Raw genomic sequence first — 24611 nt, 5'->3', positions numbered from 1 at the left:
CTAATTACCACCTCGTTTTAAAAATCCACCAGTCTTTTTAGGTGTTCGCTTGTGAACCTCGTTAATCTCACGCTCAATAGCATCGAAGTTGGCAATCGGATAGATCTGATTTGCAATTTTTAATAGCTCATAGCGTGCTTTTAACGTGTATTTATTGTTATCCAGCACAATTGGCTCACCGTTATAAATGCGGTTTAAGAACACTGTTTTTTCAATTTGAGGAATACGTGCTTCAACAGTAAATCCAGCATCTTCTAATAAATCGGCTGTAAAGATTAATTCCTCCATGCTACTACCTACATATTCAGGATCGCCTTGTGGAATATCCTCATTTAAAATGTAACGGACTTTACTTAGCACCTTAATTTCTCCCAATGTTTCAGCATAGCGGTTATTATTTCGAACATTATTGTAATCAAGATTTAAGATGTAATATGCCGATTTAGCCATTGCTAAAAGTGGGAATGTAGTAACATGCGTCAAACTTGAATTCGTATCGACAATTACTACATCGAATTCATCAATGATTGCCTCAATCAAATACACGTAGTGATGAGGTTTCACATCTTCTAATTGACCAAACAATAATTGAGAACCTACTAAGCATTCAAGATTTTTCGTTTTATGATAGGGCTTGAAGCATTTCAATAGGTGATCTTTAACATCTTCCGTATCTTGCAGCCCACCAATTAATTCACCTTTTTCATTTAGAATGGAAGAAATTTTATCGATTGCCGTTTTTAAATTTCGTTTATCATCTTCAATGCTTAAAAGCGTACCCACTGAAAGATTTTGCAAATCCCCTTCAATCAAAGCTACACGTGGCTTACGACCATCAATCGTTTTGCCAAATTCAGCAATAGCTTCTGCAACATTAGTAGAAACAAAGCTTTTTCCAGTACCAGGCTTGATAGAAGAGATAACCGTTAAATTTTTATAACCATTAATTACTTCGTTTTCTTCATCAGCTGGTGCTTCAAAATCAATTAATTGCGTACTTTTACGTTCAAACGTTGCCGTTGTTTTTTCTAACAAATACCCCATTTGTTCTTCCGTTTTAGGATTTTCTAATAAGTGCTCCAGCATACCAATTGTCAAATTCTTTTCATGAACAATATCGTAAAGACCTGCCATAACAAGCATTCCCAACGAATGGATTTTCACTTCGTCACGCATATCTACATATCCAGCTAAGTATACAATTCGTACTTTAGGATTTTGACGAATCACTCTCATTAAATAAGGAATCATCGCTTCAGTACCCGATAATGCCTCACCGATAATAACAATGTCGGGCTGTATTTCTCGAATAGTGTTTTCAGCATCCTCCTTATAATAAGTTTCCCCTACAAATTCATAGGGCAATTTTCGCTTTACTACAGCATCAATTTCTTCTTGACCTGTAGCTAAAAGCAAACGATTTTTATTTGAATTCATAAATCACTACTCCTTTCAGAAAAATAGATTTTATATATTATATGGAACAGCCCTTTCATTTAATCGGATTTTATAAAACCTTGTTTTTTTAAAAATGGTTGTTATTAAAATTCTAAATAAAAAAAGAGCTTAGCAATTTGCCAAGCCCTTTGATTATTATTGAACTGTTCCACGACCTGTTTCAGCATTTGCTGGAGCAGTAAATACTTTTTCATAATCGCCATATACAAATCCTAGAGTTTCATATGATTCTGATTCATCGAATCGTCCTACAATACGAATTTCACCTGCATTTTGACGAGCAATAATTTCTTCAGCTTGATCTAATGTCACTAATAATGTTAGTGTAGATGGCTCTTCGTGGTTTGGTGTAGATAAATCCTCTGCTTTTACTGAATCAGTGGCAAAGTCTGTATCTGAATGCGAGCTAAATTTGAAACCAGCATTCGTATGAATGTTATACACATACACATTTGATAAGAATGTTTTAGCATAACGGAAGTTTAAGTCCTCCCCCTGATCATTTCGAGATTGACCATTACCTGTAAATACTAAATCTACTTGATCTCCAGGCTTAACTTCGCCACCAAAAGTTGTTGCATACGATACAGGTAAAGAAACTTTACGGTAGTTTGTCATATCCATATCTGCAAATACATCCTTCTCTTCTTTATCAATTAAATGCGATTTAAACACATATTGATTAGCAGCAATATCAGTTGCTGCAAACTTACCAACAATTTCATCAGGATTAATTGCAAATCCTTCTGTCACTGCCTTAGATGGAACTTCCACCTTTTGAATGTGCTCTGCCTTAATCAGTTGATTTTCAGACAGGTTTGCCGTATACATATACGCTTCTGTTGGATTTACCTCCTTCTTAGTAAATAAGTAAAAGGCAACCATTGCAGCGATTACTACTAAAAACTGAATGGCGATAATTATCTTCATTTTCGCTTTCACGAAAACACCTCCTTTATTTTTCTTTTTTTTATACTACTCACTTGCGTCTCGAATTATCATTACTTTTTAAAACAAAATCACCTTTTTTTACAATTCGCTTAAAATTCCCTTCCAAACATTCTTCCAACTGTTCGACTTTAAATGCATTGAAACTGGAATTCCTTCAAAATTGGCATACATGATTTCATCATTTGCATTTGGAATACAGACCGCATTCTTCAGATTAAGCCAATCTAAAATACCTTTTACATCAATTGTGTTCTTTGTGTAGTGATTAATTAATAATTTAATTTTCTTTCCTACGTCTACACCCTGCTTCTGTAATTCATGAAAATCATTTTCCGTTTTTAAAATACACGCTGCATCTTGCGTGATTGTATAAAACACACGATTAGAATACGTAATAGCGTCAAATGTAACATTGTCATTAATGTTTCCGCCTACATCTAAAATGATGAAGTCATAATCCATTTGATACAACATGTACAAGTACAACTCCCTACTCAAATCCTTATTTGCTTCACTCTTTTCAGTAAGATTGGACAAATACGTTTCAGAGTATATTAGAATTTCTAAATTTTTTGGCAGTTTTTTATGAAGATCATTTAAGCTCAATTTCATTTCAACAATTTCATCCATCTTACAAATACTTTCACGAATCAATTCTAATCGCCCATTTTGAATTGCCTGAAAAGCAGTGTCAATACCTACATTCAATTTAGACAATTGATATAACGCTGGCACAACTGGATTCATATCATCCATGTCGATATATAGCACTCGATGTTTGTTTGCTAACATTAAAGCAGTGTTGAAAGCAAGCATTGAATTTCCAACACCGCTTTTAGCTCCAACAAATGTAATAATCTGTTGCGATGCTCGCCCTGATGAAGTACCAATAGACAAACTAGCCGAATCTTTTCCCATTAAACGTGATAAAAAACCGCCTTTTTCACTTTTGACAGTTGGGTTTTCTAAAATCGTTTCTTCTTTTTTAGACTCTTCTTGACGCACTGGCTGTATCGGAGTCAGCGACTGCTCAACTTCAGTTACTGGCTCTACAATGGGCTCTACAATGGGCTCTACAGGATCTTTCGCCTTACCCATATCAAAAAATCTACCTTTTTTTGATTTAGCTTCTATTTTAGGATCTTCTATTTCCTCAAATTCTTCTAAATTTGATGTGCTAGTAGTTGCCGCCTTGCTTTCAGCACGCTGCTTAACTAACAATTCATCATCTGTTATGTCTGATGGAATATAAATTTCCTTAACTAATACTTTTTCTTCAGCTGGTTTAGCTCGATCTAAAGCATCGGGCGATTCAAACAACACTTTCTTGCCCTTATCATCTAACACAGGCTTAGGCTGTAAATGAGCGACATCTCTACGTTGACGAGGATTACGGATTAACTCAATAATGTCAGGACCTAAAATAGATTTTCCGTATAAAATATCATATACGCCATAATTGACTAACGTTGATAAAAATTCATCGCCTACTTCCCGATCACCTGCTAAAAAGATAATGCGTACATGAGGATATTCCATCTGTAATTTATAGATAATAGATAGAATATTTTCTTTACCATCCAGCACCTCTCGTAACACAAGAACATTTGCATTAGCTTGCCCTACTAAACGAATAACCCCTTCTCTAAAGACTGTTGCTCCTACAAACACACACTCACTTTTCAATTTAGCTTGAAGATATTTTTCAAGCTCACGATCTCCAACGGCAAATGCTACTCTTTGCATTAAACCATCTCCTTTCTATTCTGTTATTCTCATTACTCTATGTATTAGACATCTCTTTTAATCTAAATAACGTAATATATTCATACAAAAAAAAGATCTAATCTTTAAGATTAGATCTTGCTAGACGCACTATGCTTGATATTTTTCCATAAAGCATCTATCGCCATTAACAATAATTACTCCCTCACGCTGTAGATACTTATATGCGTATAGCTCTTTCATCAAAGCTGTTTTATCAATTTCTCTATACAATAATCCATCAACCAAATATAGCTTACTAGAATCAAATGCTTTCAGAGTTTCAAAAATTTGCTCAAACTCTACGTCATAACGCACTTTTACAACGAAATCAGTATTATTCTCAACACCTACCAATACTGTTGATAATTCGTTTTCAAATGCTTCTTCGAATGCCTGTTGCTTATCACAAACACTCTCAATCACCTCATTGTTTAAGTAATTTTGAACATCTTTTGCAATTTCCTCCCCAAAAGCAAGATACTTCTTACTTCGAGTATTCCAAACGCAGATATTTCTCAATTCAGAAATGGTTTCACCTTTAATAACGACAAATTCTATCATCACTTCGCAAACAGTCTTACCATCAACTTTATGGGTAAATTTAACAGGCTTCTTCAATCTTTCTACCATATCTTTACGAATACGTACTGATACCCCTTCTGTTAAAGCCTCCATTTTCAAACCACCATTGCCATGATATTCAGCAAAAGAAACTACAACTTCTCGTTTTTGTACACCTAACATTAAAAATCCTCCTATCAGATTGCTTCAATAAGCATCCTTTTTTATAAAACCAACTCACTATATGTTAAGAAATATACATTTATTCCAAAAAAAATAAGTGTAACGCATATAATATCGTTACACTTAAACCTTTAAATAAAGCTAATTATTTCGTTGCCGTTTTAAATCTCTTAATTTTTTCCATTAATTTTGCAACTTCAAACATTTGATTCTCTTCAAAATCATTATTAACTATTTCAGATAAAATATCTGCTAACATACTCTTTTCAGAATGCGAATAATTTTCATTATTTTTAACAATATAAAAATCATTTGCTCTTAAAACTTCATTGATAGATATTTTTTCGCCAGCTTCTTTTTCTTCAATTTCAGGCTTAAAGTATTGGAAAAAGTCATGATTTAAAGCTTCTGATAACAACTTAACAATTGTAATAGACGGAACAGATTTGCTATTATTTGCTTCTAAACGACTTAAATATGAAGAAGTAATACCTGTCTCCTGCTCAATCATTTTAAGTGTCATATTCGCTTCTTTACGAACAGATGAAACAATTTCTCCTAAATTAACATCAGAACTACGCATTAATCGATTAGAAAACACTTTAATTTTCTTATTTAAGACAAGGACAATATTTTCGGGAAACTTTGCTTTTTCTACAAACACTTTCATAGCTTCTACTTCTTTTTCAGCAACACTGTCGGGATTTTTTTCAGCATCATTAATTAATGTGACAACTTTAATCAAGTCATTAAGATAAGTCTTATCATCGTATGAACCAGCTTGAATTGCGTCAGTAAGCATTTCAAAATTCTTTACTACCGTTGTAGAATTAGAAGATTCTGAAAAGAATTCTAAGTCTAATGCCTTAATAAACATGCTAGTTTTACCTGATCCTATAGCCCCCATCATATTTAATACCTTTCCATCTTTGTTTTTAGTAATATTCATTTTAATATTCTCCTTCTGTTATCTACTCTTTTTTATATTGTATGTTCATTTTTTTTATATTCATACTATTCAAAGTGAATTTTATCTTGTAAATAATATTTTACAACATATATAGTAAAATTACCCACTTTTTTTGAAAATAAACATCTTTTTTTATTTTTATTTTTTTCATCACTATTATATTCGTATTTATTAAAACTTCTTCTAAATCACCCAACTTAAATAATAATAACAGAATTAAGTAAATAATTGAATATATGTAACTTTTGTTATATAATTTACATATAGTTACTTTAATTTGGATTCGCTTAAAGCGAAATATTAAAAAAGGGAGTTTTTAAAATGGTAAAAGCATTAAACACTACAATCACTACGAGCTCAAATGACAAAGAATCAGCTACGCTCACTCGAAGAGCTGCCGAGCTAATTGGCGTTGCATTAAAAAACTCAAACTATTCTATGAATCGTGCAAGCATTTGCGAGCATCTATCTATTTTATTAGAAGAAGAATATAAAGATTTGAGTGAAAATAGTATGGAATACCAATTACAACGTATGAAACTATTCACTACAAAAGATATGTTACGTGCCATCGACATATTCATTTTTAAGTATTTAACCCGTAGTCAAGTTTGTGGATTAGTTTAATATAACGATCTATCTAAAAAAGTTCTGAATTGATTTCAGAGCTTTTTTTTATTTTTTTATCTATATAAAACCCCCATAGCTATCTTACATATATTACACTTCTCTCAAAAAGAAGAATACATTATAAATTACATATATGTCAACAAAGCTATAAAAATGATTATATTTTTCCGTTAATTTATCTCAAAGGACATTGACTTTATCAACTACAAAGCCATTTTCGCAATTAGCAACTTATTTTTTAGAGATTTGATGCTATATATATTTCTCTTATTTTTCAGGCTTCTAACGCATAGAATATACGGTCAAATATATATTAAGGGGGGGGCTATTTATTTATGAAAGTAACAATAAACAAAATCATACAATCACTTTCTAAAGCAGATGCCGAAAGCTTGTATTCTATCTATCAGCATCGTTGCCTAAATAGACAACAATTAAAAAAACTTCATTTTGACACTATGTATCCAAATAATGAAGTTTTATCAAATCGAAATGCAAAGAAAAACATTAAGGCACTGCTAAAATTTGAATTAATTAAAGAAATTTCTTATCGACCTGATGAATCTGTATTTTTCTTAACTACTACAGGAATTGAGGTATTGCGGCAAATCTATTCTTTTCCTGCAAATATCTATGACGAACAGAAGAAAACTTCCGTAAGAGGTTACTTCAGAGCTTCTGAATTGGAAATCTTACCTCGAAATATCAATCACCAGGTACATCTAAACAACTTTGTCATCGACTTTATGAGTAATAAAGGTGACATCCCCATCAAATATGCCGATGAAAAATTCATGAACACTTATACACGCATACGACCTGATGGATTATTTTCTTTTGGCGATGTCGATGTATTTTTAGAAATGGACATGGCAACCGAAAAGAAATCCCAACTTTATGAAAAATGGGAACAATACCGCAATTTCATTAATTCTAATGAGTATTTTTATCGTGAACGTAAAATTGTCGTACTTTTTATCGTTGCTGGAACACACTTATTAGAAAATCGAATCGACCTTGTACGCTACACTATTTACGAAACATTACTAGACCTACATGATGGCGACTTTGAAATTGTTGTAGGTACACATGAAATACTTCAAGATTACCTATTAAAACATCTTGTGCCATCTTTTAAAAACGATATTGAATATAAACAAGATATTATTCAAACGTTGAAAGACAAGCATCAATATGTATGGTCTGAAGCAATCAAGTTAAATAAAATCTTTAAAAATGCAAAATTCGATGGCTATGTACGCAAATTAAATGAGGAAAATAAAATCTATATTGAAAATAATCGTATTCAAGAGTTTTTAGTAGATGACTATTATTTTTCACCAACTGATGTTATAGCCAAAATTGCATATATACAAAAGTATAATTTAACTTTTAAAGAGCGATATAATCGAAACTTCTCTTATCTAATTATTTGTGAAAGCGAACTGTCAATACTAAAAGATTTAAAATCGCTAGATTTAACAGCACAGCCAAATGTTTTCTATACAACATTAGAGCGACTTAAATCACTTCCATTCCATGAAGCAATCTTCCAATTTGATCAGTTTGGAAACGTATTTCATTTTGAGAATAACGGATTAACTAAACAAGTATTTGAAGCAGCATTAGGGAATCTCGATAATTTTTAAAATATATAAAAACGAGCTTATGTTGGATAATTACACCCTTCATAAGCTCGTTTTCTATTATTTCTTATTAAATGATGTCATCTTCTTCAATCAAGTCTAATGCATCATCAATAAATCGTTGTTGTTGCAATGCTTCTTCACCTAGATCACGCTCTCTTGTATTAGATCGAGATGTTTGTGTTAAATACGGATCTTTATCATCAGAATCTTCATCTATCATTCTTTCTTTCTTTTCCTCTTTGCCTCGCTTAATAAAATCTGCTTCTGTTTCATCAACATGCGGTAATGGATTGACAACAAAATCTTCTTTCACCGAATGTCTAGGTTTAGCTGCATCTTTTTTAACAACTACATCCTCTATTACATCAGGTGCAGAATCAATTTTCATTTCCAGCTCACTTACTGGCTTTTCTGATTCTGTAGCAAATGCTGCCGCCTTATATTCTTCAACCATTATATCTAACTTTTCATTCAGCTCTTCTGGAATAAACTCAATTTCAGCAACACCTGGCACGCCAATACTATTATTTTCAATTAAACAGTACGTAATCTTTCTAAATGGTAGATACATAAGATCTGTTGGAGAAAATCTAGCTTCAACTTCCTCAACTTCTCTAATTGATTCTGAATCGTAGCTCATTGGCTTAATACCTTTTAAAATATTGAATTTTTGACGAGTTACACCTACTTGAGTTGTCACCTTCATAATTTCGCCAAATTGCTTAGAGTAATAATCAGCATCTAATGCATTACCGCCTGGATAAATGATTAAATTACGAGCATTGGTTGACACTAACTCGATAAATGTTTTTGCATCTTTACCTGAGTTAATACCGATTAAAGCTCTGTTTTGTGTTGCTAAGTGTGAAGCTACTCGATATGAACGACCTTGTGTAAGCATGTTAGCAAAACCTGAGTTAGCATACGTTTGGAATTCGTCAATATATAAGTAGTGTTCACGTCTTGTATTTTCATTACCTGGTCTACGGAATACAGATGATTGGAATTGTAAGATGATGAAATAACCTAAGAACTTTGAAAGATCTTGTAGTTCACCTTGAGCTGTAGCGATTGTAATAACGCCACCTTCTTCTAAGTGCTTATCAAAATCTATATCATTTTCTCCGTTAGGTGGATTTAATACTCTACGCAAATGATGGTTTGAAATGATTTTAGATACCGTTGAACGAATATCTGAACAATGCTCATATGTTTTAGAACGCTCTGCAAAGTAATCCGATAAAAACCATGCTGTAATATCTGCATTTTCTTTTGCCATATCAGGCGTATCAGCTGGCAAACGGCTAAATTCCTGCACCATTTTTTTCCCTAATCCACCTGAGTTTTGAATCAAACGACTAAATTCAATGAAGTTAGCATTATTTCCATATAATCTCTTTAATACTTTTATTGATTTTCGAATCAAATCATCATTCATATTCAAGAAGAATTGCGGAGAATCCGAACTCAACATCTTAAAAGTCATCGACATATTTTCAATTACATCAGCTTCTTTACCATACAGCGGATTGAAATACGGACAGTTTGGCAAGATAGGATTAAAATAAACAGCCTTTCTTCCATAATGTTCCGCCATCGAATAGATTTTTTCAGCCAAATCACCTTTCGGCTCAATAACTGTAATACCAGCCTCTAAATTCTGCATGTCTTGATTAATAAACGGAATGATCGTTTGAGATGTCTTACCTGAACCTGTAGGACCTAAAATCAACATGTGTAAGAAACGATCTTTTTTACGCCAATAGATCGGCTTTTTTGTTACATCGTTCACACCCATTCGAATATCGCCTACTTTTGGCTCGTAATCAGGCTCTTTTCCATTTTTAAGCAGGGAAAATAGCGATTCCTGTTCCATTCTTTCAAAAATATACTTTGCTTTATCATTGTTGTAAGTAGCATATGCAATGATCGCTACTAGGAAAATCAACAACATTTTCAACATACCAAATCCTGAAGCACCGATTCCTGATAGGATCGCAATAATGAAATGGTTTAATAATAGAATTAGAGCTAAAACTAAACTAAGCTTCACTAATCCCATTCCCATCTTCTTATGTGTATCTTCAGCATTTTCTTTCATTACCATATAAGCAATAGTCGGCATTAAACTTGAAATCAATACGATGTAAAATGACGAAAAATGAAAGATTTGCTGCCCTACAAAAATCATTACTTGAACAATGACAAGAGCAACTACAGCGGTAAACATATATTTACCTGAATCCTGTATTATTTGCTTGATCTTATCATTCAAATTGTTTGTTTCTAAACATCATATGCCTAGAAACATCTCACCTCCTTATATTTTTTTGTTACATCAATATACTCATTTGCTCCCTCAACTATTCAATTTCAAAGGAATTTACCAATGTTTTTAACAATCCTTTATTAAATGTTTTTTTAAATATTTTTATTAAAGTTTTATTAAATGTTTTCATAAAAAAAGACAAGTAGAATTTATTCTACCTGTCTCCTGCACCTTTTTTATCCTTCAACTATCTACTCACATTATATATATTTATTTTTGAGAACTATCGGCTTTTGTAACTTACCATCCTTAATTAAAGCACATGTAGCTTCTCCAAACTTACCATATTCAATATCTGCTACCGTAACTATAGCCTTACCATCTACCTCACCAAACTGCTTCGAGTAATATTCTGCATCCGAAACATTAACACCAGGATATACAATTACATTTCGGATATTCGCACAAATAGCATCCACACCTTCAATTGGTCCAATGTCAGAAGCCATTAAGCCCATGCCAATCAGTGATCTAGCTTGCGTAGCTAAATGTAATGCGACATTATAAGAAGCTCCTTGTGCCACTAATTGGATAAAATTCGAATTTACATACATTTGTAATTCATCAATATAAACTGCATTCATTTTTGATTCAATCGTTAAACATTTTCTTCGAAAAACAGCCGACTGGAATGAGAGAGAAATTAATTGATTGTATAGATGGTATCCTGCACCCATTTTTCCAGCACTTGTTGAAATTATCACAACATCCCCATCTTCAAGATGCTTTTCAAAATCGATTTCTTTGATTTCTTTATCTGCCACTTTTTCTTCCAATCCATATGCTTCAACTAAATTATTCATCATTACACGAATATCTGAGCAAAGTTTAAACAGCTTCGATTTTTTTGCAAAGTAATCTTTTTTAAACCATTTAATTGTATTTTTCTTTTTTTGCTCTTCTTCTGCTGAAATTGTTGTTAAATATGAGAATTTTTTAATCATTTCCGTTCCGTAATCGTCTGTATTGTGAATAAACTTATTAAATTCTACTAAATTTGTTTCTTCACCATTAACAGCTTTTAAAACTGTAATAGTATCCTTAATCAATTGTTCACCTATATTTAAAACGAATGTAGAAGAATCTACTGCCACTGTACGATAAGCCATTACGAAATTTTCAATCACATCTGCTATATCACCCTTTAATGGGTTAGGAATAGCATTCGACTTAGATTTTATATCAAAGAAAAATGCCTTGCGTCCATACTCGCTTGCCAGTTCATTTATTCTCAAAGCTAAATCTCCTTTGGGCTCAATTAATGTAATCCCCATATTTTCATTTTGAAGATCTTGAGCCATGAATGGAATAATGCTTTGACTTGTTTTGCCTGAGCCTGTTGGTCCAACAATTATCATATGTTTTCTTCGATCAGCCTCACTCCATAAAACATCTTCGTTAGTTTGTTTATCCTTACCTACAATAATACCTTTGTTGTTCATAAATGTTTGCTTCTAAACATTGTTTGCCTAAAAGCATCTCACCTCCTTAAAATTTTATACAATACGCTATGCTTTAAGAAGCATTGTTATTCCAAAAATTTATAAAATGTAAGCTAGGATTTACTAAAAATTTTTTAACATATTATTAATTTCTTAGTCATACACTGTTAGCAAAGTGAAACGATAAGCTAGTATATGGTTTCACTTTACAAACAACATACCAATAAAAATAAAAAAAGATGTTGGAATTAACCAGCACCTTTGAATCGCAGTAAGCTTTCAAATAATCTATAGTTGTATATTTTTTAATTAACCCTTACATATTAATTATATAAAACTTTAACCTACGAATATCTAAAACAAGCTTTTATAAAACCTTGTTTTTTAAAAATATTAATTAATTTCTAAATAATTTTTATATAACATTTGTTTATAAATTAGCTTTATAAAATAATTCTCTCTATAAAAAAAGAGGGTATAGAAACTAAAATCTCTATACACCCTTTTTTACTATTTGTCTTTACCTTGCGATTTTAAATATTTTTGATAGTCTGCATCATCATTATCATCAATATATCCTTCATCGTCACTAGAATGCCCATGTCCAGTGCCTTCATTTAAATGCGATCCTTTAGGAGCTATCTGCTGCAAGTAAACTTTCCAAAACTTAATATTTTGGTACGGTGCTTCTCCACTTGCCTCCTGCATAATTTTCCACACTTGATATGTCCCATCTTGATAACCAATAACTATAGCTTGTAATGGATACCCATCCAATTTAAAATCTATCATCTTAGCTTGCACATCACCGTAGGTTGTCTTAATCTCACGTAAATAATGTACATCTTTCAAATCCTCAATTTTTCCGACTACTGGCACGCCATCTCGTATTGGCACTAAACTTTCTTGATTTAAAATCGCTTCAGTCATGACATTAACTGAAAGCCATAATGAAGCTAATAAAGCACGTTTCGGATCATATTGAGAAACAACAGGCATCACTGCTGCACCTACATCATTACTAGCAACTTCAACACCGTAAGTTGTTTCGATAAATGACAATTTATTAATGTCCATATGAAGTTCACTTAACTCCACTCCGAATTCATATTTTTCCAAATCCAATCCCACTACTCGCTTATTCAGCAACTCATTTGCCTCTACAAATTTATATTGATCCACCAGTTTATTCACTTCGCCCTTTATATATTCCCATTCATCTTCTTCCATTTCAAAATCTTCATTCGAAATAGGGTTATTTAAAGGCGTTTCTTGATTTTTCACAACGACTTCGCCCGACTGATTCATTTTATCAATTTTTTCTTCAGCAACTTCCTTAGATTCCTTCACTCGCTTATCTTCAGTTACCCCATCCACCGTATTCCCTTTTAGAACAGCCCCATTCTCAATGTCAGGATTTCCTGTACTATTTTTTAGTACAAAGAATGCCCCTACACTCAAAGATCCAAATATGATAATGATAATAAGCAAAATTGGTATAAAAATAGGCTTACTAAACGCCTGTTTTAATCGATCTTTCATTAACATCTCCCCTTCCTTTTTTTATTCAATATACGTTTACATCAATATATTTATAATTTAAAAAGCAAGTAAAATTACACAAAACTATGTAACTTTACTTACTTCAATATGATAATTACTTTTGATAGATAGATTCAATTTCTTCTTCCAATTGAACCTTTTCTTCAATTGATAGCTTTTCCCATGCAATCTTCAGTGGTTCTTCTCCAAACTTTTCAATTTCTTCATTAGTCATTTGTCGAAAAATAAAAGATTTCAATTCTGCCAAAGTATCAATATGAGAATGATGATTTACCCATCCTATGATATAAGCATATTCTTGATTCATCAACTCACCCCTATTCTTTAATAATCAAAGGAATTATCTAATTTTAATTACAATCTTTTAACTTTTAAAAAAACAAGGTTTTTGTAAAATGTCTAAAGCCCTTTATTAATTCATCCATTCCGCCATCAACTTTCCGTCAGGATTAATTTTAAGTGCCGATTCAGATGTTTTACCTGAGCCATAAGTCAGCTTTTTAGGCTTAGACACATTACCCTTCAGCATGGTCTTTACATCCGTTTTGGTTACTTTTGCTTTAAAATACTCCTTGCCAATAATTACTGTACATGGATTCTTGTAGTTCTCACACAAATAATAAGTTTTTCCTTCAATGACGCTTCCACCACATTTAGGACATTTTCCTAACACCTCTTTTTCGCTGTTATCATAACTACCGTCCGTTTTTTTTCCCCCACCACTATTTGTTGTAAAGCCGCTTAACGCCCCCATATTTGCCAAAACATCGCTTGTATTTTGAGTAATGTAATCCTCCATTTCTTTGCGGAACACATCTGCTGAATACTCTCCATTTTGTACCGCTAACAATTTCGTTTCCCATTCAGCAGTCAAAACTGGCGATACAACATCTCGACCATTTAAGTGTTGAATAATAGCAATACCGAAATCAGAGGGAATAATGATTTTCTTTTGACGTTCCATCATTTTAAGGCTTACTAACTTTTCAATAATTGTTGCACGTGTAGCCTCTGTACCTAACCCTTCTGTTTTCTTCATAACATTTTTCAATTCTTCTTCCTCAACCAAATTACCAGCATTAAACATGGCTGATAACAATGAGGCATCATCAAAACGTTTAGGAGGCGTTGTTTTTCTTGTTAAAATATTAATACCTTCAACATTTACCTCATCGCCTTCTTTAACATTTGGCAACACCGAATCATCGTCATCATCGTCATCCTTTTGCTTGTTCGATTTAGGATAAAGAACTGTATAACCTTCATCTACAATTATTTTACCTCTCGTAACAAACTTCTCGTTATTAACACCTGTCATCAATGTTGTTACATCCGTTAATAATGGCGGTAAGAACATTCCCATCAAACGCTTTGCCACAAGCATATAAATACGCAGCTCTGCTTCAGACAAGATACTTAAATTTGGAACAACATTTGTAACGATAATTCCATGATGATCCGTCACTTTAGCGTCATTTACGTATGATTTTTTTCCCATAACCTGCTTAATTAAAGCTGGATCAGCTAACACCTCTTTCGCATAATTTGCTAATTCAGGCACATATTGAAGAGGCTCTAAATGTTTTGTAATGGTAGCTCCTAGAGATTTGGGTAAAAAGCTAGACGATGTACGAGGATATGTTAAAAGCTTATGCTTTTCATAAAGCGACTGAGCAATGTCAAGCACTTCACTCGCTGTATAACCATATCTTCGAGAACCTTCAATTTGAAGCTGCATTAAACTAAATGGACCTGGTGCATATGAAGTTTTTCGGCTTGTATCCATACTTAATACTTTTGCTTTTTTTGCATCAGAAATGCGTCCAATTACTGCTTCAGCTGTTTCCAATTTATCAATTCTACGCTCACCTGTTTCAGCATGAATCCACATTCCTTTATAGCCTTCGAAAAGACCTTCGATTTCCCAAAAGTTTTCAGGGACGAAATTGCGAATTGCTAACTCACGCTCAACGACAATTCCTAAAGTCGGTGTCATTACACGACCTACTGGAATATATACATTAGATTTTAACGTTACAGAACGACTTAAATTCATACCTAGCAGCCAGTCAAATTCCGAACGTAAAAATGCAGCTTTTTCTAAATTTTGAATTTCAGGCGATGAATTATCAATTAAATTATTCAATGCTTTTTCTACTGTTTCTGCTGTAGTATCTGAAGCCCAAAAACGTTTAACAGGAAGCTTCAATTTGGCATCCTTATAAAACATTTTAAAAATCAGCTCGCCTTCCCTCCCTGCATCGGTCCCACAAATTAAATAGTCATAATGTCCATTTTTAATTTTATTAACAATCATATTATAGAGATCCAATGTACGATCAATTTTCTTCGTAGTAAAGCTTTCGGGAATCATCGGCAATACTTCAGCACGCCAGGGCTTACCCCACTCTTGTTTGTAATCTTCAGGCATAGATTGTTGGCAAACATGACCTACTAAACCTACAAAATCTAATTCATCAGGATAATTTCTCATTTTGTTATAAACACTTTGTACATCTCTAGCAACAGATGGTTTTTCTGCAATAAATAAACCTCTCATATAAAATTGGGAGCATTTAAGCCCCCATCACCTCTCTTCCATTAAATAAATTTGTTTTTTTGTATGATAATCTCATTATCTACCTAATACACAATATTGTCAATAATAATTGACAATAAATATTGTTTATAGGTGAGCCATTAATAGCTTCATAATTTTCTCGTTGTCCATTTTTAATAAAATTGATTCAGTTTCTTTTGGCTCATGCACATTGTAAATAAATTCATTTACTTCGACACTGAAGCCTAATAATATCAATACCTTAAAGACATCAACATAATTTTCTTCTTGCTCTACTGTCATAACATTTCCTTCATAAATCAGTGAATCGTTTAAATAAACACCATCAGATTTCTGAACAATCATTTGGTCTTTATACGAAAAGGATATTTCTCCGTTTTCAGCTTTTGCCACCTTTACAGAAAAAATCAACATTTCACCAAACTTGATTAACGGTTGATTATTAAATAAAGGTTTAATAATTAGCCTATTATCATAATAGATATTAAGCTTCGACATATCTTCAAATGATTTAATCATTTTTAAGATTTCTTCATTGCCGCCCAATTGACGATTAAGCTCATTTAACTCCTTCAACTGCCATTCTGCTTCACCTTTTGTTAAATAATCTTGCATAACTAAATAACGAGCAAATTGTTCTCTAGCTGAAATTGTATTCATCTTACTTAGTATTTTTTTTTGCTCTTTTAACAACACATGATACTGCTTATACATCTCCAATGTTTGTTTGATAACTTTTTCCTGTTCACGACTTTTAATATTTTCAGGCGTTAAAGTATCCTCTAAGATTTTATTTAATTGAGCAAACTCATTTAACTTATTCTCAATCTCTCCGCTCTTCATACTTTTAATGCCTAAATGTAGGAATAGCCACGACTGCTTTTCGTTTGAACGAACCTGCTTTATCTCTTTGCTTAAATAACCTTGAACAATACTCAACTTCTGTTCTAAATTCAAAGTTTTAAACCCTTCAAATTTTTTTTCAAAGGGAATTTCCTCCGTCACAACTTCTTCTTTTAATACGTTCCCTTGCTCAAAAGGCTTAGAATCTTCCATTGCAAATGAAACGTTTCCAAATGAGAACACCATTCCAGCAATACCCAATCCTAATAAAGCTTTTTTATACATGTAAATCCCTCCTAATTTTTTTCTTTATTAATCTATGTACTAACACCTTGAAATATATAAAAAAACAAGGCTAATACACTTAACCTTGTTTAAAATATTTATTCGACTTTAAATCCAACATCTTTTCTCGGCTTCAATCTGAACAACGCTTTAGCTGAAACATTTTCAATTGGTACATTCCCAAAACATCTCGAATCAGAAGATTCATTGCGATTGTCACCCATAATAAAGACATGATCATCGGGTACGGTAAATTCAGGCAATGTGTCGAACCACTCTTCTTTTACATAAGGCTCATTCACCACTTCTCCATTAATGTGAAGAACACCTGCTCGAATTTCTACAACGTCACCACCGACTGCAACAATTCGCTTAGACAACTCTTTTACATCTTCCGTAACACCACATTTAGCCTCACAATCGATCCCTTCACATGAAGGCGTAAATGTTACAATATCCCCTCTTTCAAATTCGCTTGAATTAATAAAATATACGTAATCATATTCTTTTAGCGTTGGCTCCATTGAAGCTGATGGAGTAAATGAGGCACTTCCAAATGTTACTGCCAAAATGACAATTAGAAGTCCATTGCCCAACCAACTTAATTTAAAATACCAATCAAACATTTTAAAACGTTTTTTATCTTGTTTTTTATCAAGTTTAATACCTTGTTTTTTATCTTGTCCAATACCTTGTTTTTTATATTGTTTTTTATCCATCTCAATTCCTCCTGACTTATATATCAACTATTTATCGCTACTGTATCAGAAAAAGCTTCTCTTAAATATTCTTTAATTTGAGAATTTCGTTGCACTTGCATTACTCGCTTAATCGAGCTATTCATTGCATCTATTGTACCGATATTAATCAAACGTCTTTTCGCCCTTGTCCAAAAAGTATAAGTTGAATTGCGGTTTGGAGCAATTCCTAAAATATCATGAAAAATGCCAATCACCACTGGATACTCACTTCCCTGAGATTTGTGAACAGACATTGCATACGCCAAATCAATCTCTTCAAAATAAACATAATTATATGTCACCATTTTCTCATTATCATATTCGACATCAACACTGATACCACGATCTGCATCCTCGTAAATTAAATAAACAATCCCTGTTTCACCATTCATAACTCCTAATTCATCGTTATTTTTTAAATGAATAATCTTATCACCTTCACGAATAATTGTTGTTTCATTAATCGAAATTTCCGCTTTATTAGAAGAAGGTGGATTTAAAAGCTCCTGTAACTGCTTGTTTAAATTCCACGTTCCTAAAACACCTTTATGAATTGGTGTAAGAACTTGCACTTCAGAAACACTATGCTTGTATTGTTTCACCATTTTTAAATATGATTGCAATACTCGTCCTACTACATTATGAGGTACATTTTCCTCAATAAAGAAAAAGTCACCTTTTGAATGATCCCAATGAATAGGATCTTCTATATCATTTGTATCCTTCCCTTTAATGGCTCTCACAGCATTTAATAAAATTTGTGAATTTTGAGCCTGTCTAAAAATTTCAACCAATCTTGTTGTTGGAATAACACCCGATTCAATAAAATCTCTTAAAATAAGACCTGGACCTACAGATGGTAATTGATCAACATCCCCTACAAACAATACACATGTGCCATCTTGAATAGCTTCTAATAATTTTGAACACACATAAGCATCAGCCATAGAGAATTCATCTACTATAACAAAATCGCAATACAGCTCGTTTACATATGCAGTAGGAGCATTCATTTTCAACCCTATCTTGCTATGAATTGTACTTGCTGGCAACCCTGTTAATTCCGTCATTCTTCGACTAGCCTTACCTGTTGGAGCAAGTAATACAATTTCAGCAGCAGGATTCAATTCTAACGCACATTTTATAATTGCATTTATTGTTGCGGTTTTACCTGTACCTGGTCCTCCTGTTAAAATACTAGCTCCTGAAGTCAATGCCATATTAATTGCTTCTTTCTGCATGTCAGCAAGCTTTTGATTCGTTTTCTCTTCGTATGAAGGAATCCATTCCTCAATTACTTGTTTAGGAACATACATTTTTTTATTCTCGTCAATAATGATACGCTTCATCGTTTTAACGATATTTTTCTCAATTGTGTAATACTTTCCTAGATACACAGCTCGATCTTCAGCATCATCATTTAATATTTCGCAAACGACAATCGATTTTTCAGCAATTAATCCTATCATCGCATCACTAATTCGCTTTCTATATAAATCCATATCCATTAATGGATCGAATATACTTGATGAAGCTAAATAAGAATTAAGTGTTTTGTAAATTTCAGATTCCCTAACATATAAATCCCCTCTCGTTTCGGCAGCTTTCACTAAATATGTGTAGATACCAAACTTGAATCGACTTTCATGATAAGGATCAACTTGCAACTTTAAGGCAAATTTTTCAGCTAATTTAAACCCTTCTTTATCATAGTCCATAAGCACATAAGGATTTTCACGTATTACCCGAATCGATGAATCTCCATATGTTTCATAAATCCATAAAGCTAATTCATAACTGCCTCCAGCATTTAAAACGAACATAGAAACAGGTTCGAATTTTTTATGTCGAAAAATAGATTCACTGATATGCATTGCTTTTTTCTTTGTAATCCCTTCAATACTAGCTAGTGCATCAGGTTGATTTTCTATAATTTTCAACGTTTCTTCCTTAAATACATCTACAATCTTAGCAGCAGTTTTCTTACCTACTCCTTCTACATGCATACAAATGAACCGTTCAATCCCCTTTAAAGACTGAGGTAGTTGCTTTTCGTATGAAATAGCTTCAATTTGATAGCCGTAAGTCCTATGTTCAATCCACTGTCCATCAATTGCAAATTCATCGCCCTCGAAAACCGAAACAAATCTTCCAACTACGATTGGCTCTTTAGTCAAAATCTCACTGCCTTGAGCATCAATAATTTTTACTTCTAATACCGAATATCCAGTTTCTTTGTTGCGATTTCGAATCTTTTTAATTTCTACGATCCCTTTAAACATGGCAACTCGCCCCCATTTTTTATATATGAACCTTATTTTTATACGACCTAAATTGTACTTATATAACTATTATATCATTCGCTTAACATAAGTAAATGTAAATTATATTTGACGTTGTGATCCAAAAACCTTGTTTTATCGACACTTTTACCTGTCTTTTTTAATATTTTGGCATAATCGTAGCTGCCAATGAGTAGATTGTTGTATAGAATTTTTTTTGAAAAAGGAGGTGTATAAATGTATTCGCATAAAGTTCTTGTTGTAGATGACAACTATGTTAATAGGCGAGTTGTGAAGCAGATTATCAATGCTACAAATCATTCATGTATTGGTGAAGCCTCAGATGGAATTGAAGCTATTCAATTAATTGAAGAACTTCAACCCACTGCAATTACACTAGACTTAAATATGCCTAGACGTAATGGCTATGAAGTGTTAGAAATTTTGAAAGACAAATATCCTAAACTTCCAGTCATTGTTATCACAGGTGAAAGAAATGAAGAAAAACATCAATTAGCTATTAAATTAGGTGCTCTTCATCTAATCAAAAAACCATTTCAACCACCTTATCTAACAACACGTTTAGAAGAAACACCTCTTGTAGAAGAAATCTACTTGCCTCAACCTGAGATAAGTGATGACTTCGAGTTAGTGATTGCATCTGAAACAACTGAGCGTCCACATCGCAACATCGAAATTCGTAATGCAAAAACACAAATTCAATATGGAGAAGATAAAACACCCGATTATGAATCAGGTGAATTTGCATTAACTAAAGAAAAAATTCTCGCTCAAAAAGACACTATCATTCTTGAAGAAGTGGAAGAGGATGAATTAAATAATCCTCAACCAAAAGTTGAAACGGATTTCAGCAAAAATGACTTGCTAGTTGTGCAACCATCAACGCAAAACGAACATGCTACTACATCTACTGCATCAGATGAAGAAATTCCTATCGAAGTAAAACCGTTTGATCATCGTAGTTTATGGCGTATTAAAAGTTTGGAAGAAAACAATGAACCTAAACAAGTTATTGAGGCAATTGAAGAAAAAAATCAAGAGCCACCGCCCATTTTGACTATTGAAGAACAAGCAATCGAAAATGAGTATGATCAAAAACTATTCACCTTGTATGAACAGGAAGAAAAGCAGCCTGAACCTACTCAAAAAATTTCTATTTCTGAAAACAGTTCACAACAGAATCCAGCCATAGGTGATCGATTCAATTCAACAATTAGACCACCAATGTCAAAAAGACGACCTCTTACAGCTGATGAACAACATAGGATTAGTCAATATAAAAGTGATATTCCTGAACACTATGTTATCCATAATGCTGAAGAGGAATCTGATGCTGGTGTTAAAAAGGGAGGGCTATTTGCCCGATTATTTGGAAGAAAAAAATAAAAGAACTCAAGGAGGGAACATTAATCATGACTTTAACTAAAAAATATGAAAATGCGATTAATAACAAGGAGGTATTCAAAGGGATTGTTTATATGATCTACTTTGATGAAGAATTACAATCAGATGTTTTACTATTAGACCATTCGGAAGCACGCTTCGTTATCAAACGTGACCAAATCGATTCTGAAATGGAATGGAAATCCTTAATCAATTTCGTTGGACGTGAAGTGCAATATATCATCCTGTCAGTAGATGAAGAAGCAAAAACAGTTTTCGCTTCTCGTAAGGAAGCTCAATTAATTACACGCGAAACGATCATTCCTCGTCTACAAGAAGGCGAAGTAATGCCAGCAAAAGTGGTTAATATTTTACGTTACGCAGCATTTGTAGAAATTCAAGGCGTAACAGGCTTATTAAAAAATAAGGATTTTGCAGAAGATCACACTTCTATCGGTGACGTTCTAAAAATTGGCGATACTGTAAACGTTAGGCTAAAAAAACTTTCATCTCGATTAGTATTTGAATCGGTTGAAAAGTATAAAAATCCTACAATTTTCGACTTTGACCTATACGAACGAAATCAACTAGTTTTTGGCACAGTTGTAACTGTTCAACCCTGGGGCGTGTTTGTACGCCTAGCAGGTAATATTGATGCCCTTTGCTCGTTACCAGGCACAGGTGAACTTGAAGAAGGATCACGTGTACGATGCCGAATTACTAAGGTGTTTAATGACGGAGCACAAAATCGTATCCGAGGTAAAATTGTAGATATTATTGGATAAGGCTTACATTATCAAAAATTCATACAGGCTGTTAATAGATTATTAGCAGCCTGTAAATAATTGAACCGAAAGGAGTGTTTTTTTTTGTACATTAAAAAACAACAAGGTATTCCAGCTATACCAGCTGAGTTAAAGCAAACATTTGCTAATAAATTTACATTAAATATTGGCAAAACCGAAATCATCAAACGTAAAAACAACAACAACCTGACTGAACGAGATGTGAAAATTGCAAAATTTTTATTTCAATTCCGATTTGCTACGGCAGAACAGATTCATACGTTTCTAAACGAACAATCTTCAATTGAAAATTTACGAGGACGACTTGAGAAATTAACGCATTCTCGAATTTTAAACAAATTTATGCTAGGTGACTATGAAGAGGACGAAATCCCAACGGATGCTTTTGAGGTTTACTGCCTAGATTTAGGTGGACGTTACCTACTAACAAACTTCTCAAATGAAGATACAACGGATTGGTATTCAGCAATTAACATGGTAAGTTCTGAAATTGTAAATAAAACGCTATTTACAGTGGACTTTTACCTACGTTTGCGTGAAACAATGGGGAATCGCTTAATTTACTTTAAAGCGGAGCCGATTTTCCGTTGCGGCAAGAAAACAATCATTCCATCATTCAATTTCTGCATTAAGGATGGCAGCATTAATCGAAATTATATTGGAGAAATCGTTCGTGACTTTGACTTCCCTTTATATGCTAGAGAAAAGGCTGAAAAATTAGAGCAGCTGCTTATGACAAATGCTTGGAAAAAGTATTTTTATGAGGATTTAGAACCTCCTGTACTTTTTGTATTTACTGAAAACGATGACAACGCTTTGGAAGTAGGTAAACTATATGCTTGCACTACTGAAATTGAACGTTTCAGAATTTCTACAGATGAACGTATTCAAATCCCTCTTCATGAAGGCGGAGCGTTTTTAAAATATGTCGTAGAGCAAAATATGCTTAAAAAAGTAAAAAGCTCTACATTTGCACCTATTACAAATACAGAACAATAAGGAGGTATCGGCATACAATGGCAGATTTAATTAAATTAGGGGAGGTAATACACGAAGCGAGAATTGATAGCGAATATTCATTATCTGAACTATCGAGAGTAATCGAGGTGTCACAATCTTATATTTCAAGAATAGAATCAGGAAAAAGAAAGCCATCAGTTACAGTATTATCTAAATTGGCAATTGAATTAGACTTAGACATTAAGGATTTAATGCAATTAGCTGGATTAACAGACAAAGCACAAGAAGCATATTTTGACTTAGATCAGGTCTTAAAATCTGATTTTGTTTATATGAACAATAAAATGCTTTCTCCAAAGGAACGCCATCAACTACTATCATTTTTTAAATAAATTAAAGTTTGCGTAGATTCAACAGAATCTACGTTTTTTATTATACAATTTTAAAACCTTGTTTTTTTAATTTTAAAATAGATTTATTTTAAACCAAGATTTTATAAGAGCTTGCTAAAAACTCTTGTTACAACCTTATTCTAACGTCAATAATAATTATGCTATTTATATCAACAACATATTACTCGTAACCCCTCCCACTGTCGCTAAAAAAACATAACCTTGTTTTTGAAGGTACTAAACGAAAGATATAGTATTTTTTAAAAAAATTGGTATGTTGTTTGTAAAGTGAAACCATATACTAGCTTATCGTTTCACTTTGCTAACAGTGTATTCATAAGAATTTCAGAATATGTATAAAAATTTTTTTCACCCTTTTTAAGTATCCCTAACATATCTCTATTAAATTAGAACTTAAAGAAGATTTTTATTCGGATCATCAAACTCTGAAATATATTGTTATCGTAGCCCCTCTCAATTTTAAGATGGCAAACCTAGTTACTCTCGATAATAAAGTTCAAACCATGTTTTTTAAAAAACATTTTTAAAATATATTTGTTTTAAACTTCTATGAAAATATTACTCATAGTCTCTTTTCTACAATGGCAAACTAGTTACTCTTAATCAAATATTTTTAAAATATATTTGTTTACTTCAATGAAAACAATACTCGTAGTCTCTTTCTACAATGGCAAACTAGTTACTCTTAATCAAAGTTAAAACCTTGTTTTTTTAAAAATATTTTTAAAATATGTTTGTTTATACTTCAATGAAAACAATACTCGTAGTCTCTTTCTACAATGGCAAACTAGTTA

The 24611-nt window shown here is 32.8% G+C and carries 19 protein-coding genes; 6 read left to right on the top strand and 13 right to left on the bottom strand.

Going from position 1 to position 24611, the window contains the following annotated elements; all coding sequences use genetic code 11:
* The 5 genes from ACOMCU_RS00095 to ACOMCU_RS00075 all read right to left on the bottom strand — a co-directional run bounded on the left by ACOMCU_RS00095 (position 1) and on the right by ACOMCU_RS00075 (position 5869).
* Positions 1-1437, bottom strand: a complete 1437-nt coding sequence (locus ACOMCU_RS00095) for an ATPase (protein ID WP_421048930.1) — start codon at positions 1435-1437, stop codon at positions 1-3.
* 156 nt (positions 1438-1593) lie between these two features.
* Entirely contained in the window at positions 1594-2400 is an 807-nt protein-coding gene (gene cpaB / locus ACOMCU_RS00090) for a Flp pilus assembly protein CpaB (protein ID WP_421048929.1), read from the bottom strand.
* 87 nt (positions 2401-2487) lie between these two features.
* The gene (locus tag ACOMCU_RS00085) at positions 2488-4155 is read right to left on the bottom strand and encodes an AAA family ATPase (protein WP_421048928.1); all 1668 of its coding nucleotides are present in this window, start codon (positions 4153-4155) and stop codon (positions 2488-2490) included.
* A gap of 129 nt (positions 4156-4284) precedes the next feature.
* Positions 4285-4920: a hypothetical protein gene (locus ACOMCU_RS00080; protein WP_421048927.1), complete on the bottom strand. Its 636-nt coding sequence runs from the start codon at positions 4918-4920 to the stop codon at positions 4285-4287.
* A 145-nt stretch (positions 4921-5065) separates the two neighbouring features.
* On the bottom strand, positions 5066-5869 hold the full coding sequence (locus ACOMCU_RS00075; protein WP_421048926.1) for a helix-turn-helix domain-containing protein: 804 nt from the start codon (positions 5867-5869) through the stop codon (positions 5066-5068).
* A gap of 342 nt (positions 5870-6211) precedes the next feature.
* On the opposite strand from ACOMCU_RS00075, the gene ACOMCU_RS00070 reads away from it, so the two are divergent.
* Complete coding sequence (locus ACOMCU_RS00070) at positions 6212-6517, top strand: hypothetical protein (protein WP_421048925.1); 306 nt, start codon at positions 6212-6214, stop codon at positions 6515-6517.
* Between the two features lie 338 nt (positions 6518-6855).
* Positions 6856-8169: a replication-relaxation family protein gene (locus tag ACOMCU_RS00065; protein ID WP_421048924.1), complete on the top strand. Its 1314-nt coding sequence runs from the start codon at positions 6856-6858 to the stop codon at positions 8167-8169.
* A 67-nt stretch (positions 8170-8236) separates the two neighbouring features.
* Here ACOMCU_RS00065 and ACOMCU_RS00060 read toward each other — a convergent pair whose 3' ends face one another.
* The 8 genes from ACOMCU_RS00060 to ACOMCU_RS00025 form a co-directional block, all read right to left on the bottom strand.
* Positions 8237-10444 (bottom strand): type IV secretory system conjugative DNA transfer family protein, encoded by a 2208-nt coding sequence (locus ACOMCU_RS00060; protein WP_421048923.1) that lies wholly within the window; start codon positions 10442-10444, stop codon positions 8237-8239.
* Between the two features lie 254 nt (positions 10445-10698).
* Positions 10699-11940, bottom strand: a complete 1242-nt coding sequence (locus ACOMCU_RS00055) for a type IV secretory system conjugative DNA transfer family protein (RefSeq protein WP_421048922.1) — start codon at positions 11938-11940, stop codon at positions 10699-10701.
* 510 nt (positions 11941-12450) lie between these two features.
* Positions 12451-13482 carry a hypothetical protein gene (locus ACOMCU_RS00050; RefSeq protein WP_421048921.1) on the bottom strand — a complete coding sequence of 344 codons (1032 nt, stop codon included), beginning with the start codon at positions 13480-13482 and terminating at the stop codon, positions 12451-12453.
* Positions 13483-13597: 115 nt separating this feature from the next.
* Positions 13598-13810, bottom strand: coding sequence for a hypothetical protein (locus ACOMCU_RS00045; RefSeq protein WP_421048920.1), 213 nt, complete (start codon positions 13808-13810; stop codon positions 13598-13600).
* A 105-nt stretch (positions 13811-13915) separates the two neighbouring features.
* Positions 13916-15997 (bottom strand): DNA topoisomerase, encoded by a 2082-nt coding sequence (locus ACOMCU_RS00040; protein WP_421048919.1) that lies wholly within the window; start codon positions 15995-15997, stop codon positions 13916-13918.
* Between the two features lie 192 nt (positions 15998-16189).
* Entirely contained in the window at positions 16190-17212 is a 1023-nt protein-coding gene (locus ACOMCU_RS00035) for a hypothetical protein (protein WP_421048918.1), read from the bottom strand.
* Between the two features lie 98 nt (positions 17213-17310).
* Positions 17311-17931 (bottom strand): signal peptidase I, encoded by a 621-nt coding sequence (lepB, locus tag ACOMCU_RS00030; protein ID WP_421048917.1) that lies wholly within the window; start codon positions 17929-17931, stop codon positions 17311-17313.
* Between the two features lie 23 nt (positions 17932-17954).
* Entirely contained in the window at positions 17955-20234 is a 2280-nt protein-coding gene (locus ACOMCU_RS00025; RefSeq protein WP_421048916.1) for an ATP-dependent RecD-like DNA helicase, read from the bottom strand.
* A 237-nt stretch (positions 20235-20471) separates the two neighbouring features.
* Here ACOMCU_RS00025 and ACOMCU_RS00020 point away from each other — a divergent pair, with 237 nt between their 5' ends.
* The 4 genes from ACOMCU_RS00020 to ACOMCU_RS00005 all read left to right on the top strand — a co-directional run bounded on the left by ACOMCU_RS00020 (position 20472) and on the right by ACOMCU_RS00005 (position 23796).
* Positions 20472-21641: a response regulator transcription factor gene (locus tag ACOMCU_RS00020; RefSeq protein ID WP_421048915.1), complete on the top strand. Its 1170-nt coding sequence runs from the start codon at positions 20472-20474 to the stop codon at positions 21639-21641.
* A 26-nt stretch (positions 21642-21667) separates the two neighbouring features.
* Positions 21668-22423 carry a S1 RNA-binding domain-containing protein gene (locus ACOMCU_RS00015; protein WP_421048914.1) on the top strand — a complete coding sequence of 252 codons (756 nt, stop codon included), beginning with the start codon at positions 21668-21670 and terminating at the stop codon, positions 22421-22423.
* A gap of 84 nt (positions 22424-22507) precedes the next feature.
* Positions 22508-23443 (top strand): hypothetical protein, encoded by a 936-nt coding sequence (locus ACOMCU_RS00010; RefSeq protein ID WP_421048913.1) that lies wholly within the window; start codon positions 22508-22510, stop codon positions 23441-23443.
* Positions 23444-23460: 17 nt separating this feature from the next.
* The gene (locus tag ACOMCU_RS00005) at positions 23461-23796 is read left to right on the top strand and encodes a helix-turn-helix domain-containing protein (RefSeq protein WP_421048912.1); all 336 of its coding nucleotides are present in this window, start codon (positions 23461-23463) and stop codon (positions 23794-23796) included.
* The last annotated feature ends 815 nt before the right edge of the window (positions 23797-24611 follow it).

Origin of the sequence: Lysinibacillus sp. UGB7 (assembly GCF_049058285.1) — a bacterium.
GTDB lineage: Bacteria > Bacillota > Bacilli > Bacillales_A > Planococcaceae > Lysinibacillus > Lysinibacillus sphaericus_B.
Note: the sequence above shows the minus strand (reverse complement) of the source record. Positions and strands in the feature narration are given on the sequence as shown.

Excerpts from the sequence above, each read along its gene's own strand:
- ACOMCU_RS00035 (WP_421048918.1), bottom strand. The coding sequence starts at position 17,212 with ATGTATAAAAAAGCTTTATTAGGATTGGGTATTGCTGGAATGGTGTTC.
- ACOMCU_RS00075 (WP_421048926.1), bottom strand. The coding sequence starts at position 5,869 with ATGAATATTACTAAAAACAAAGATGGAAAGGTATTAAATATGATGGGG.
- ACOMCU_RS00025 (WP_421048916.1), bottom strand. The coding sequence starts at position 20,234 with ATGTTTAAAGGGATCGTAGAAATTAAAAAGATTCGAAATCGCAACAAA.
- ACOMCU_RS00045 (WP_421048920.1), bottom strand. The coding sequence starts at position 13,810 with ATGAATCAAGAATATGCTTATATCATAGGATGGGTAAATCATCATTCT.
- lepB (WP_421048917.1), bottom strand. The coding sequence starts at position 17,931 with ATGGATAAAAAACAATATAAAAAACAAGGTATTGGACAAGATAAAAAA.
- ACOMCU_RS00015 (WP_421048914.1), top strand. The coding sequence starts at position 21,668 with ATGACTTTAACTAAAAAATATGAAAATGCGATTAATAACAAGGAGGTA.
- ACOMCU_RS00040 (WP_421048919.1), bottom strand. The coding sequence starts at position 15,997 with ATGAGAAATTATCCTGATGAATTAGATTTTGTAGGTTTAGTAGGTCAT.
- ACOMCU_RS00055 (WP_421048922.1), bottom strand. The coding sequence starts at position 11,940 with ATGAACAACAAAGGTATTATTGTAGGTAAGGATAAACAAACTAACGAA.
- ACOMCU_RS00050 (WP_421048921.1), bottom strand. The coding sequence starts at position 13,482 with ATGAAAGATCGATTAAAACAGGCGTTTAGTAAGCCTATTTTTATACCA.
- ACOMCU_RS00085 (WP_421048928.1), bottom strand. The coding sequence starts at position 4,155 with ATGCAAAGAGTAGCATTTGCCGTTGGAGATCGTGAGCTTGAAAAATAT.
- ACOMCU_RS00070 (WP_421048925.1), top strand. The coding sequence starts at position 6,212 with ATGGTAAAAGCATTAAACACTACAATCACTACGAGCTCAAATGACAAA.
- ACOMCU_RS00005 (WP_421048912.1), top strand. The coding sequence starts at position 23,461 with ATGGCAGATTTAATTAAATTAGGGGAGGTAATACACGAAGCGAGAATT.
- ACOMCU_RS00020 (WP_421048915.1), top strand. The coding sequence starts at position 20,472 with ATGTATTCGCATAAAGTTCTTGTTGTAGATGACAACTATGTTAATAGG.
- ACOMCU_RS00080 (WP_421048927.1), bottom strand. The coding sequence starts at position 4,920 with ATGTTAGGTGTACAAAAACGAGAAGTTGTAGTTTCTTTTGCTGAATAT.
- ACOMCU_RS00065 (WP_421048924.1), top strand. The coding sequence starts at position 6,856 with ATGAAAGTAACAATAAACAAAATCATACAATCACTTTCTAAAGCAGAT.
- ACOMCU_RS00095 (WP_421048930.1), bottom strand. The coding sequence starts at position 1,437 with ATGAATTCAAATAAAAATCGTTTGCTTTTAGCTACAGGTCAAGAAGAA.